Source organism: Brevundimonas sp. (assembly GCF_041648115.1).
Classification (GTDB): domain Bacteria; phylum Pseudomonadota; class Alphaproteobacteria; order Caulobacterales; family Caulobacteraceae; genus Brevundimonas.
The window spans coordinates 169339-182247 of the sequence record NZ_JBAZPR010000001.1 but is presented as its reverse complement, the minus strand read 5'-3'; the positions used below and the strand labels follow the sequence as shown (position 1 = coordinate 182247).

The window sequence follows — 12909 nt, the reverse complement described above, 5'->3', positions numbered from 1 at the left end:
CTCTCTTCTGGAGGAGACGATCAGGCCGTCAGAGTCCGACGCTCCCCTCCCGGATTTATCCGGGATCATTAGGGAAAGGACAAAGACGATGGCTGTCATCCATCCTCAAGACCGTATCGCCCATACGCATCGCGAGCACGCGCCCCTTCATCCGGCTCTGGGGCTGGCGGTCGGGTTCGGCTTTATCGTGGTCGTGGCGACGCTGGTCCACGTGGTGTTCAACGCGGTCTTCTGACCGCGTTTCAGGCCGCGATCAGGCGGCCAGGCGGTTCCAGACGGCGCGGTCGGCGGAGACTGCGTCGAGGCGACGGCCCTTGGCCTGAAGCTGATGCATGACCTGCTCGGGCAGGGCGCAGAAGCGCGGCTCGACCAGGTCGGGGTTGCAGGCGGGGGCCGGGGCGGCGAACAGGGCGGCGTTCACGTCCGGGCTGCGCTGGGCGATCAGCCAGGCCAGGCGGCGCGCACGTTCGGGATCGTTGCGGTGAAGCAGCGGGTCCTCGGCGAACAGTTCGCAGCCCAGTTCGAGCACATAGTCGAACTCCAGCTTCTCGAACCGGCGCGTGTCGGCGGGCGTGGCCGGGCAGGCCTCGTCCAGGTCGAACACGACATCGTTCAAAAGAAACAGCATGGGCGATACGCTCGACTGGCCGGACGCGAGTTCGTCCGTAAGCTCACAATAGGCGCCGCCGCTTGCAGTCCCGTTCACGGACGCGGTTAAGAGTTTCTGACCGGGTGCGGGGCTCGAACGGCCTGTCTTTGACGAAAAGCGACCGCGATGACGCGACGTGACCCTTGCGGAGCGGCGCGGCCTCGGCTTACCTGATCACGCATTGTTACAGGCCGGCGTCGCGCCGGGGAGAGGCCGTCATGACGACCCATGAAGATCGCGCCGGGCTGAAGGTCGCGGGCGAGCTGATCGCCCTGATCGAGCAGGATGTGCTGCCGGGGCTGGGCCTGGATGGGGCGAGCTTCTGGGCCGGGGCGGCGAATATCTTCGAGCGGTTCGCGCCGGAAAACCGGGCGTTGCTGGAGCGACGCGACGCCTTGCAGGCCCAGATCGACCACTGGCATCGGGCGCGGCGGGGTCAGCCCTATGACGTGGGGGCGTCGGAGGCGTTCCTGAGAGAGATCGGCTATCTGGTCGATGAGCCGGCGGCGTTTTCCATCGAAACCGAGGGCGTGGACGCCGAGATCGCGCAGATGGCCGGGCCGCAGTTGGTGGTGCCGGTGCTGAACGCGCGCTTTCTGCTGAACGCCGCCAATGCGCGGTGGGGCAGTCTGTATGACGCCCTGTATGGCACGGACGCCCTGGGCGATCTGCCGGCCGGCGGCGGTTATGACGCGGCGCGCGGGGCGCGGGTGGTGGCGCGGGCCAAGGCCTTCCTGGACGAGGCGGCGCCTCTGGCCGAAGGGTCGCATGCGGACGTGGCCGGCTGGTCGGTCATCGACGGCGCACTGTCGCCCGCGTTGAAAGATGCGGGACAGTTCGTCGGGTTTACGGGCGAGGCGGCGTCGCCCGCGTCGATCCTGCTGGCGCACAACGGCATGCACATCGAACTGGTCATTGACCGCAGCCATCCGGTCGGGCGTGGCGATGCGGCGGGTCTGGCGGACGTGGTGCTGGAATCGGCCCTGACGACCATCGTCGATCTGGAGGATTCCGTCGCCGCCGTCGATGCCTCGGACAAGGCCGAGGCCTATCGCAACTGGCTGGGTCTGATGCGGGGCGATCTGTCGGCGACGTTCAGGAAGGGCGGCGAGACCCTGACCCGCGCGCTGGAGCCGGATCGCCAATGGACGGCGGCGGACGGATCGTCGGTGATCCTGAAGGGGCGCAGCCTGCTGTTCGTGCGCAACGTCGGACATCTGATGACCACGCCGGCCATTCGTCTGGCCGACGGGTCGGATGCGCCCGAGGGGATCATGGATGCGATCCTGACCAGCCTGATCGCGCTCTATGACATCAAGGGGCTGGGTGGGTTCGGCAACAGCGCGACGGGGTCGGTCTATATCGTCAAACCCAAGATGCACGGGCCGGAAGAGGCCGCCTTCACCGACCGGCTGTTCGACGCGGTCGAGGATCTGCTGGCTCTGCCGCGCCATGCGATCAAGGTCGGGGTGATGGACGAGGAGCGGCGGACCTCAGCCAATCTGGCGGCGTGCATTCAGGCGGTGAAGGACCGGATCGTCTTCATCAACACCGGCTTTCTGGACCGCACCGGCGACGAGATCCACACCGCCATGCAGGCCGGGCCGGTGGTGCGAAAGGCGGACATCAAGTCCAGCGCCTGGATCACGGCCTATGAGGCGCGCAACGTCGCCATCGGCCTGAAATGCGGCCTGTCGGGCAAGGCCCAGATCGGCAAGGGCATGTGGGCCGCGCCGGATCGGATGGCCGACATGCTGGAGCAGAAGATCGCCCACCCCCGGACGGGCGCCAACACGGCCTGGACGCCGTCGCCGACGGCGGCGACCCTGCATGCGCTGCACTATCACGCCGTCGATGTGTTCGCGGTGCAGAAGGAAGTCGCGGAGCAGCCGACGCCGGGGCTGGAGGCCCTGCTGACCCCGCCCCTGGCGCACGGCGTCAACTGGTCCGAGGACGAGGTGGCGGCCGAACTGGACAACAACGCCCAGGGCATCCTCGGCTATGTGGTGCGCTGGATCGATCAGGGGGTGGGGTGTTCGAAGGTGCCCGACATCCACGACATCGGCCTGATGGAGGACCGCGCGACGCTCAGGATCAGTTCGCAGCATATCGCCAACTGGCTGCTGCACGGGGTCTGTACGGCGGAACAGGTGGACGCCGCTTTCCTGCGCATGGCGGCCAAGGTCGATGGGCAAAACGCGGGCGATCCGCTGTATCGGGCGATGGCGGCGAACCCTGAGAACAGCCTGGCCTATCAGGCGGCGCGGGCCCTGGTGTTCGAGGGGGTGGAACAGCCGAACGGCTATACCGAGCCGCTGCTGCATGCCTGGCGATTGAAGGCGAAGGCGCAACACTAAAAACCCGTCACCCTCGGGCCCGTCCCGAGGGCCTACGGCTGATGCAGACGCGGGCGTTTGGGGGCGGATCGAGATCGCTGATCCACGTCCTTTACCGTGCGACGGATGGGTGGGCCCTCGGGACGAGCCCGAGGGTGACGGGTTATTTTAATCCGTCCGTACGCTCGGTGCAGGGAGCGTCTCCGGCGTCTCAACCTCGTCATCGGCCATGACGTCGTCGGCGGCGTCGTTGGCGGTTTGGGCGCTGCGTTGGGGAGCGACCGGTCGGGGCAGGGCGCCCACGCCATAGCCGAGCCGTTTCAGGGCCTCGTCGCCCTCAAGGCCGAAGGCGGTGCGCAGGCGAAGGTCGGTCTGGGGCACCGGCACCTCGACGCCCGCCGCCTCCAGCGCGTCGGCGATCAGCCAGGTATAGGCTGCGTGCATGGCGGCGGGGCGTTTGACCGCCTCGCGCGTCGGCCAGACCAGCAGTTCGAACGACAGGCCCTTGTCGCCGAACGCCACCAGCCAGACCTGGCTCTTGCGCGCCTCGGTCTCGGGCAGGGTGAAGGGGCTGGCGCGGGCGGCGGCCAGAACGGCGTCGCGAACCCGACCCTTGTCCGAGCCATAGGCCACCGAGAAGGGCACATGGATGCGGCGAGTGTCGCCCTTCAGCGTCCAGTTGGTCACAGGCTGTTCGATGAAGCGCGAATTGGGCACCAGGACATTGACGTTGTCGTTGGTGCGGACGCGGGTGGCGCGCGGGCCGATCTCCATGATGGCGCCGCGGATGCCGATGTCCTCGATCTCGATATAGTCGCCGACCGACACCATCCGGTCGAAGATCAGGAACAGGCCGGAGACGAACTCCTTGACCACGCCCTGAAGCCCCAGACCGACGCCGATGCCCAGAGCGCCGGCGAAGACCGTCAGGGACGACAGGTTCAGCCCCGCCGCCGACAGGGCCGACATGATGCCCACGACGATGATGGCGTACCCGGCCAGACGCTCCAGCAGATAGACGGCCTGGCGGCTGCGATCCGCACGCTCGCGCAGTCGGCGCAGCGACCGCGTCACCAGCCAGTGGGCGGCGAAGGCGACCAGCAGGATCACCCCGGCGCTGATCAGGCCGCCGATCGTCAGATTGATCCCGGCGATGCGGGCGATCTGCGACTGCTCGATGGTGTCGAGGCCCAGCTTCTGGATCGGATTGGTCATCGGCCTCTAAAGCGTATGTCGAACGGTCAAGGTTCCAAGGTGACCTAGCCGCGCCCCACCGCCAAGGGTCAGATGCTGAAATCCTCGGTCGAGAACCGGCCGTCCAGCCAGGCGACGATCCGCTCGGCGGCGTCTTCAGGCGACATCGTGGTGGTGTCGACGACGATCTCGGGACGTTCGGGCGCTTCGTAGGGGCTGTCGATGCCGGTGAAGTTCTTCAGTTTGCCGGCACGGGCCTTCTTGTAGAGGCCCTTGACGTCGCGGGCCTCCGCGACCGCCAGAGGCGTATCGACGTGGACCTCGACGAACTCGCCCTCGCCCAACAGGTCGCGGGCCATGCGGCGCTCGGCGCGGAAGGGCGAGATGAAGCTGACCAGGACGATCAGGCCGGCGTCCACCATCAGTTTCGACACCTCGGCGACGCGGCGGATGTTCTCGACCCGGTCCTCCTCGGTGAAGCCCAGGTCGCGGTTCAGGCCGTGGCGGACATTGTCGCCGTCCAGCAGGGTGGTGTGGCGACCGTCGGCGTGCAGCCGCTTTTCCACCAGGTCGGCGATGGTGGATTTACCGGCACCGGACAGGCCGGTCAGCCAGATGACGCGGCCCTTCTGGTTCTTGATCGCGGCGCGCGCGGCCTTGTCCACCGACAGGGCCTGCCAGTGGATGTTGTGGGCGCGACGCAGGGCGAAGTTCAGCAGGCCCGCCCCGACCGTGCGGTTCGAGATCCGGTCGATCAGGATGAAGCCGCCCAGGTCCTTGTTCTGGCTGTAGGGGGCGAAAGCGACGGGGGTGTCCAGCGACAGGTTGCAGACGCCGATCTCGTTCAGTTCCAGCCGCTTGGCGGGCTGCTGCTCCAGGGTGTTGACGTTCACCTTGTGCTTGGGCTCGGTGATGGTCGCCCCGACCAGTTTGGCGCCGATCTTCAGCAGGTAAGGCCGGCCCGGCAACAGCGGCTCGTCGTCCATCCAGACCACGGTGGCCTCGAACTGATCCGCCGCCTCGGGTGGGGCGTCGGCGCTGGCCAGGACGTCGCCGCGCGACACGTCGATCTCGTCGGTCAGGGTCAGGGTGATCGACTGGCCGGCGACGGCTTGATCCAGGTCGCCGTCGGCGGTGACGATGCGGGCGACAATCGAGGTCTTGCCTGACGGCAGGACGCGGACGGGATCGCCGGTGCGCACGGTTCCGGCGGCGATCTGGCCGGAGAAGCCCCGGAAATCGAGATTGGGCCGGTTGACCCACTGGACCGGCAGACGGAACGGATCGGCCTGAAGATCGTCGCCGACCTCCAGCGTTTCCAGCAAGCTCATCAAAGGAGGGCCTGAGTACCAGGGCGAATGGGCGCTGGCCTCAGTAATGTTGTCGCCGCGCAGGGCCGACATGGGGATGGCGTCGAAGGTCTTCAGCCCGATCTGACTGGCGAAGGCGGAAAAGTCGGCGACGATGGCGTCGAACACGGACTGAGACCAGCCCATCAGGTCCATCTTGTTGACCGCCAGGATGACGTGACGGATGCCCAGCAGGCTGACCAGATAGGCGTGACGCCGCGTCTGGGTCAGCACGCCGCGCCGCGCGTCGATCAGGATGACGGCGGCGTCGGCGGTCGAGGCGCCCGTGACCATGTTACGGGTATATTGTTCGTGGCCCGGCGTGTCGGCGACGATGAATTTGCGCTTTTCGGTCGAGAAGAAACGATAGGCCACGTCGATGGTGATGCCCTGTTCGCGCTCGGCCGCCAGACCATCGACCAGCAGGGCGAAGTCGATGTCGCCGCCCTGGGTGCCGACGCGGCGGCTGTCCGCCTCCAGCGCCGCCATCTGATCCTCGAAGATCATCTTGGAGTCGTAGAGCAGCCGGCCGATCAGCGTGGACTTGCCGTCGTCCACGCTGCCGCAGGTGATGAAGCGCAGCAGGCTCTTGTGCTGGTGGGCGTCCAGATAGGCGTCAATGTCGCGGGCGATCAGGTCCGATTGGTGAGCCATCAGAAATAGCCCTCCTGCTTCTTCTTCTCCATCGAGGCCGACTGGTCGTGGTCGATCATCCGTCCCTGCCGCTCGGACGTGGTGGTCAGCAACATTTCCTGAATGACCTCGGGCAGGGTCGCGGCCGTGCTCTCGACCGCCCCGGTCAGGGGGTAGCAGCCCAGGGTGCGGAAGCGGACTGACTTCATCTGCGGCGTCTCGCCGGGCCGCAGCCGGAACCGGTCGTCGTCGACCATGATCAGGGCGCCGTCACGCTCGACCACCGGCCGTTCGGCGGCGAGGTAGAGGGGCACGATCGGGATCTGTTCCAGATGGATGTATTGCCAGACATCCAGCTCGGTCCAGTTGGAGATGGGGAAGACGCGGATACTCTCGCCGGGCCGTTTCCTTGTGTTGTAGAGCCGCCAAAGCTCGGGCCGCTGGTTCTTGGGATCCCAGCGGTGCTCGGCCGTGCGGAAGGAGAATATCCGCTCCTTGGCCCGCGACTTCTCCTCGTCGCGCCGGGCGCCGCCGAAGGCTGCGTCGAAGCCGTGCAGGGTCAGGGCCTGTTTCAGCCCTTCCGTCTTCCACAGATCGGTATGCAGGGCCGAGCCGTGGTCGAATGGATTTATCCCGCGCGCGACGGCTTCGGGGTTTTGGTGCACCAGCAGCTCGACGCCCAGGTCGGCCGCCGCCTGTTCGCGCAGGGCGTACATGGCGCGGAACTTCCACGTCGTGTCGACGTGCAGCAGGGGGAAGGGCGGGCGCGACGGATAAAAGGCTTTCTTCGCCAGATGCAGCATCACGGCCGAATCCTTGCCGATGGAATACAGCATGACCGGGCGCTCGGACTCGGCCGCCACCTCGCGCAGGATGTGGATGCTCTCGGCCTCCAGCCGCTGAAGGTGGGTCAGGCGTGCGGGGGGCAGGGTGAGGCTGTTTCTGGTCAGGGTGGCGATATTCACCGAGGCGTCTCCGTCGAACGCCATGTGACAACGCCAATGCGCGCCAGGGGACAAGCGAGGGTTACTGTCGTCCGCTGTGAGATTTTCGGCCCGTGGCGTCCGATTTCTGCGCCGGAACGTAACGGAACCAGGATCGCCGAAAGCGGCTTATGGCTTCAAAACGGAAACGCTCATGTCCAGCCTGAAATCCTTGATGGCCTCGGCCGTCGCCGTCGTCGCCATGGCCGGTTGCGTCACGGCCCCGTCTCCATCCGAATACCGCGCGCCCCAGCCCGCCAAGCCTGTGGATGTCCAGCGTCTGTGGTCCGGGCGCTGGCACGAGATCGCGCGTCTGCCGGATCGGCTGACCGACGGCTGCGTCGCCGGCGCGTCCATCTATACGCCGGTTGAGGGCACGCGCGTCGATGTGCGCGACACCTGTCAGGTCGGCACGCCGCAGGGCAAGGAAAAGGCCATCGGCGGGCGGGGCGAGATTCTCGATCCCGGCACGAACGTCAAGCTGAGGGTCAAGTATCTGGCCGGGTTCGTGACCTGGGACTACTGGGTTCTGGACCGGGCGGACGACTACAGCTGGTTCATCTCGGCCGATCCGACGTTCGAACGCCTGTTCATCTATACGCGCGAGTTGCCCAGCGCGGCGCAGGTTCGCAGCCTGACCGAACGGGCGCGGGCCTTGGGCTATGATGTCAATCGGCTGGAGTTCCCCGCCCAACCCCCTCGCTGAGGCTTCGCGATCATGTCCGCCACGTCGAAGACCCTGCTCCTCTCGACCGTCGTTGCGGCCGTGATGGGGCTGGCGGCTTGTGCCGGGCAAACGGCGCTGCCGTCGGAGGCGGGGTTCGGCGCCAATCCTGAACTGCTGGCGCCCCGCAAGGGTCTTATCCCGACCGTCAACATCGCCCCGGCGGCAAGCTGGTCCCAGGGTGCGACGCCGGTCGCGGCGGCGGGGTTGCGGGTGCAGGCGTTCGCGACGGGGCTGTACCATCCGCGCTGGCTCTATCGACTGCCCAACGGCGACATCCTGGTTGCGGAGTCCAATGCGCCGCCCAAGCCTGAGGACAAGAAGGGCGGTCTGCGCGGCTGGGTGATGGGCAAGGTCATGGGCAAGGCGGGCGCCGGCGTGCCTAGCCCGAACCGGATCGTCCTGCTGCGCGACGCCGACGGCGACGGGGTGGCGGAGACGAAGACGGATTTCCTGACCGGCCTGAACTCGCCGTTCGGAATGGCCCTGGTCGGGGACCGGCTGTACATCGCCAACGCCGACGCGGTGGTCGCATTCCCTTACCAGACGGGACAGACGTGGATCGACGCCGCCGCGACCAAGATCGTAGACCTGCCAGCCGGTCGCAATCACCACTGGACCAAGAGCCTGGTCGCCAGCCCTGACGGAAGCCGGCTCTATGTCGGGGTCGGGTCCAATTCGAACGTCGGCGAGAACGGCCTGGACGAAGAGGTGGACCGCGCCGCCATCCTGGAGATCGATCCGGCGACGGGGACGCGGCGGGTCTATGCCTCGGGCCTGCGCAATCCGGTGGGTATGGACTGGAACCCGCAGAGCGGGAAGCTGTGGGTGGCGGTCAACGAACGCGACGAGATCGGCGACGATCTGGTGCCGGACTATATGACCTCGGTGACGCCGGGCGCCTTCTATGGCTGGCCGTGGAGCTATTACGGCCAGCACATCGATGCGCGGCCGCCCGCGAATCCGGCGATGGTTGCGCGCGCCATTCGGCCGGATTACGCCCTTGGCGCCCATACGGCGTCTCTGGGGCTGACGTTCGGAGACAGGGCCACGCTGTTGCCGTCAGCCTGGCGATCCGGCACCTTCGTGGGTCAGCACGGCTCGTGGAACCGCAGCGTACGCAGCGGCTACAAGGTGATCTTCGTGCCGTTCGTGGACGGTCTTCCGGCTGGCCCGCCGCAGGATGTGCTGACCGGTTTCCTGAACGCCCAGGGTCAGGCCCAGGGGCGGCCGGTCGGGGTTCAGATCGACCGGCTGGGCGCGTTGCTGGTCGCGGACGACGTGGGCAATGCCATCTGGCGCGTGACGGCGGGCGCATAAAAAAGCCCCGGCCGTAGCCGGGGCTTTTCTCATTTGACGACGATCAGTTCAGCGGTTGAACCGAAATCGACGGGGCCGTCGGCTGGACCGGCGTGGTCACGACCGGAGCCGGCGCCGGGGCCGCAGCAGGCGCGGCGTTTAGCTGGCTGGTGCTGGCCGTAGGGCTGGCTGGGGCCGCATAGGGCTGAGGACCCGTCGGGACAGCCGGCGTCTCGACGCGAGCGGCGGCCGGGCGTTCAGCAGCCGGGGCGGCGCGACGGGCGACCGGCTCAGCGCGAGGTTCAGCACGACGGGCGACCGGGGCGGGCGCAGCCGGCGTAGGCGCGGCGGTCGGGGCCGGAGCGGTCTCCATCGAAGCGGTCGGCATTACGGGCGTCTCGGCGGCGGTCATCGCGGCGGGCGCGGTCTGCATCGCAGGGGCCGCAGCCTCGGCGGCCGGCGCGGGCGCCGCCTGTTCACCGCCGCCCATCACCATGGCGACGCCGCTGCCCAGCAGCACGACGGCGCCGATAGGGGCCAGGATCATCCAGGTCTTCACCGACTTCTTGGCTTTGGTGTTGCGGGCGTAACGCGGCACGAAGGCGGTGTCCTCGGTGCGGGCTTCGGTCTCGGCGTTGGCGTAGGTCATCGACATTGTTTCTGTCCTCCATAACGTTGATCAACCAACCCGCCGTCTCGCAACGTCGTTCCGCCGTCGGCGCAAAAGCCCCGAAGAAACACCCTTCTCGCCCGGAATGCGGCGACAACCGCGCCCTTTGCGGCCGGATCGGCGGGGAATGCGGCAATAAAAAGCAGGCGCCGCCTCTGGATTTCCCCGGCGTCAACAGAACAAATGGGTCACGGCTGACGCCAATCCGTCGGGTGCGCGAGGGATCGCGGACGGCGCGGTTGACCCGACGCCCCCCCTTCGTCCATCACCGGGCCGGGTGGAACACGCATTGACCGGAGGCACGGCGCGCATGGGTTTTGTAGCGAATATCCGTCGGGACGTCCGGTTCGCTCGCGGCCTGTTCCGCCTGCTCAAGCGCATCAAGCCGATCGAGCTGGACAGCGATGTCCTGCTTTGTGACGACTTCGAAGAGGCGGTGGACAAGTTCGCTGACAATATCGCCATCGACGACGGTCAGCGCACCCTGACCTATCGCGACCTGGACGCCATGGCGAACCGCTTCGCCCACTGGGCCAAGAACCGGGGCCTGCGCCGCAGCGACACCATCGCCCTGATGATGACCAACAGGATCGAATATCTGGCGGCGTGGATCGGTTTCTCCAAGGTCGGCATCGCCACGGCCCTGATCAACACCAATCTGAACGGGCAGGGGCTGGCGCACTGTCTGGCCATCTCGAACGCCTTCAACGTCGTCGCCGACGAGGACTGCTGGCGCCAGATCGAGGAGGCGCGGCCTCTGGTCGATCACAATCTGGCGCTCTGGGTGCTGGGCCTGCCCGACGATCTGGAGACCAGCGACCGTCGCGGCCTGGACAAACCCGTGCGTGGCGGCTCGTCCGTGCGGCCGTCCAAGTCGGCGCGCGAGGGTCTGACCAACCGCGACACCGCGCTTTATATCTATACGTCCGGCACGACCGGCCTGCCCAAGGCGGCGCGCATCCCGCATTCGCGCGCCCGCACCTATATGCGCGCCTTCGCCGGCGCCACGCGTTCGACGCCCGAGGATCGGATCTTCAACGTCCTGCCGCTGTATCACTCGACCGGCGGTCTGGTCGGGGTGGGGGCGGCCCTGTTGAATGGCGCCCGGCTGGTGATCCGCAAGAAGTTCTCGGCCAGCACGTTCTGGCCCGACGTGCGGTCGTCGGGCGCGACCATGTTCGTCTATATCGGCGAGCTGTGCCGCTATCTGGTCAACTGTCCGCCGCATGAGGACGAGACCAAGCACAAGCTGCGGCTGGCGTTCGGCAACGGCCTGCGCGCCGATGTCTGGCCCGACTTCCAGAGCCGGTTCCGCATCCCCGAGATCCTTGAGTTCTACGGCTCGACCGAGGGCAATGTCTCGCTGTTCAACTTCGACGGCAAACAGGGCGCCATCGGCCGCGTGCCCAGCTTCCTGAAGTCGCAGATCAATATTCGCCTGGTCGAGTTCGACGTCGAGACCGAACAGCCCATTCGCGGCTCCGACGGCCTGTGCCGCCTGGCGCGCGTGGGCGAGGTGGGCGAGGCCATCGGCCTGATCGGCAACGACATCCGCCACGACTTCTCGGGCTATGCCGACAAGGCCGCGTCGCAGAAGAAGATCCTGACCGACGTGTTCAAGAAGGGCGACCGCTGGTTTCGCACCGGCGACCTGATGAAACAGGACGACGAGGGCTATTTCTACTTCGTGGACCGGATGGGCGACACCTTCCGCTGGAAGGGCGAGAACGTCTCGACCTCCGAGGTCGAACAGGTGCTGATGGATGCGCCCGGCGTGACCGAGGCCATCGTCTATGGCGTGCCGGTGCCGGCCCAGGACGGCAAGGCGGGGATGGCGGCCTTGGTGGTCGAGGGCAAGTTCGACGCCCAGGCCTTCTCCGACCATGTCGAGGCCAAGCTGCCGGCCTATGCCCAGCCGGTGTTCCTGCGCTTGATCAAGTCGGCGGAAACGACCGGCACGTTCAAGTATCGCAAGGCCGATCTGGTCGCGGACGGCTTCGATCCCGAAAAGACCGGGACGGCGCTTTACGTGCGCGGCGGCAAGGCCGGGTATCAGAAGCTGACGACGGCGGCGCGCACCGCCATCCTGAACGGCGAAGGTCGCATCTGAGGTCGGGGGACGGCGTTCGCGAAACGCCGTCTTAATGATTAACGGCGATAGTCCAGGCCTCTCGCGTCAGGATCGTTCGCTTTCATGTTCCAGATCATCGGCATCGTGCTGCTGTTCGGCCTCGTCTTCGGCAGCTACGCCATATCCGGCGGCAAGTTCGAAGTGATCCTGCACGCCGCGCCCCACGAACTGATGGCGATCGGCGGCGCGGGCATCGCGGCCTTCATGATCTCCAACTCCATGACCGTGATCAAAGGGTCCATGGGGGGGCTGGGCAAATGCTTCGCCGGACCCAAGTGGAAGAAGCAGGACTACAAGGATCTGCTGTCGCTGCTGTTCCAGCTGACCAAGACCATGAAGTCCAAGGGCGTCGTGGCGCTGGAAAGCCATATCGAAAAGCCCAAGGAATCGGCCATTTTCCAGAAGTACCCCAAGGTGCTGAAGGACCATTTCGCCGTCGACTTCATCTGCGACACCCTGCGGATGATGACGATGAACCTGGAGGATCCGCACCAGGTCGAGGACGCGATGGAAAAGCAGCTGGAAAAGCACCACCACGAGCATCTCGAAAACGCCCACGCCCTTCAGACCCTGGCCGACGGCCTGCCCGCGCTGGGCATCGTCGCGGCCGTGCTGGGCGTCATCAAGACCATGGGCTCGATCACCGAGCCGCCCGAGGTGCTGGGCACCATGATCGGCGGCGCCCTGGTCGGCACCTTCATGGGCGTGTTCCTGGCCTATGGCCTGGTCGGCCCGTTCGCCGCGCGCCTGACCGCGATCATCAATGAGGAAGCGGCCTACTACAAGATCATCCAGTCGGTGCTGGTGGCCCACCTGCACGGCAACGCCGCCCAGATCTCGGTCGAGATCGGCCGTGGCGACATTCCCTCGTCCGCCCAGCCGTCGTTCGGCGAGATGGAAGAGACGCTGAACAACATCACCGCCGACTGAGAGTCGCGGCT

General features: G+C 66.6%; 11 protein-coding genes. 6 read left to right on the top strand and 5 right to left on the bottom strand.

All coding sequences use genetic code 11. From position 1 onward, the window contains the following. The first annotated feature begins 88 nt into the window (after positions 1-88). A complete protein-coding gene (locus WC597_RS00900) occupies positions 89-235 on the top strand; it encodes a hypothetical protein (RefSeq protein ID WP_346494474.1) in 147 nt (48 codons plus the stop codon). Between the two features lie 18 nt (positions 236-253). Here WC597_RS00900 and WC597_RS00895 read toward each other — a convergent pair whose 3' ends face one another. Beyond that, the gene (locus tag WC597_RS00895) at positions 254-628 is read right to left on the bottom strand and encodes a hypothetical protein (RefSeq protein WP_372691331.1); all 375 of its coding nucleotides are present in this window, start codon (positions 626-628) and stop codon (positions 254-256) included. Positions 629-867: 239 nt separating this feature from the next. On the opposite strand from WC597_RS00895, the gene WC597_RS00890 reads away from it, so the two are divergent. Continuing rightward, the gene (locus WC597_RS00890) at positions 868-3006 is read left to right on the top strand and encodes a malate synthase G (RefSeq protein ID WP_372691330.1); all 2139 of its coding nucleotides are present in this window, start codon (positions 868-870) and stop codon (positions 3004-3006) included. A gap of 147 nt (positions 3007-3153) precedes the next feature. Here the strand turns inward: WC597_RS00890 and WC597_RS00885 are convergent, their stop codons facing one another. The 3 genes from WC597_RS00885 to cysD all read right to left on the bottom strand — a co-directional run bounded on the left by WC597_RS00885 (position 3154) and on the right by cysD (position 7150). Then, a complete protein-coding gene (locus WC597_RS00885) occupies positions 3154-4200 on the bottom strand; it encodes a mechanosensitive ion channel family protein (protein ID WP_372691329.1) in 1047 nt (348 codons plus the stop codon). Positions 4201-4268: 68 nt separating this feature from the next. Next, positions 4269-6182, bottom strand: coding sequence for a sulfate adenylyltransferase subunit CysN (cysN, locus tag WC597_RS00880; protein ID WP_372691328.1), 1914 nt, complete (start codon positions 6180-6182; stop codon positions 4269-4271). Then, positions 6182-7150, bottom strand: coding sequence for a sulfate adenylyltransferase subunit CysD (cysD, locus tag WC597_RS00875; RefSeq protein WP_372691327.1), 969 nt, complete (start codon positions 7148-7150; stop codon positions 6182-6184). Before cysD ends, cysN begins: the two co-directional genes overlap by 1 nt. Positions 7151-7298: 148 nt before the next feature. Here cysD and WC597_RS00870 point away from each other — a divergent pair, with 148 nt between their 5' ends. Together WC597_RS00870 and WC597_RS00865 are read left to right on the top strand one after the other, a co-directional pair. Then, a complete protein-coding gene (locus WC597_RS00870; protein WP_372691326.1) occupies positions 7299-7850 on the top strand; it encodes a lipocalin family protein in 552 nt (183 codons plus the stop codon). 12 nt (positions 7851-7862) lie between these two features. Next, on the top strand, positions 7863-9188 hold the full coding sequence (locus WC597_RS00865) for a sorbosone dehydrogenase family protein (protein WP_372691325.1): 1326 nt from the start codon (positions 7863-7865) through the stop codon (positions 9186-9188). A 43-nt stretch (positions 9189-9231) separates the two neighbouring features. Here WC597_RS00865 and WC597_RS00860 read toward each other — a convergent pair whose 3' ends face one another. Next, positions 9232-9822: a hypothetical protein gene (locus WC597_RS00860; protein WP_372691324.1), complete on the bottom strand. Its 591-nt coding sequence runs from the start codon at positions 9820-9822 to the stop codon at positions 9232-9234. Positions 9823-10147: 325 nt separating this feature from the next. On the opposite strand from WC597_RS00860, the gene WC597_RS00855 reads away from it, so the two are divergent. Further along, positions 10148-11947 (top strand): long-chain-acyl-CoA synthetase, encoded by a 1800-nt coding sequence (locus tag WC597_RS00855; protein WP_372691323.1) that lies wholly within the window; start codon positions 10148-10150, stop codon positions 11945-11947. Between the two features lie 84 nt (positions 11948-12031). After that, positions 12032-12898 (top strand): flagellar motor stator protein MotA, encoded by an 867-nt coding sequence (gene motA / locus WC597_RS00850; RefSeq protein ID WP_159846706.1) that lies wholly within the window; start codon positions 12032-12034, stop codon positions 12896-12898. Positions 12899-12909 lie beyond the last annotated feature (11 nt).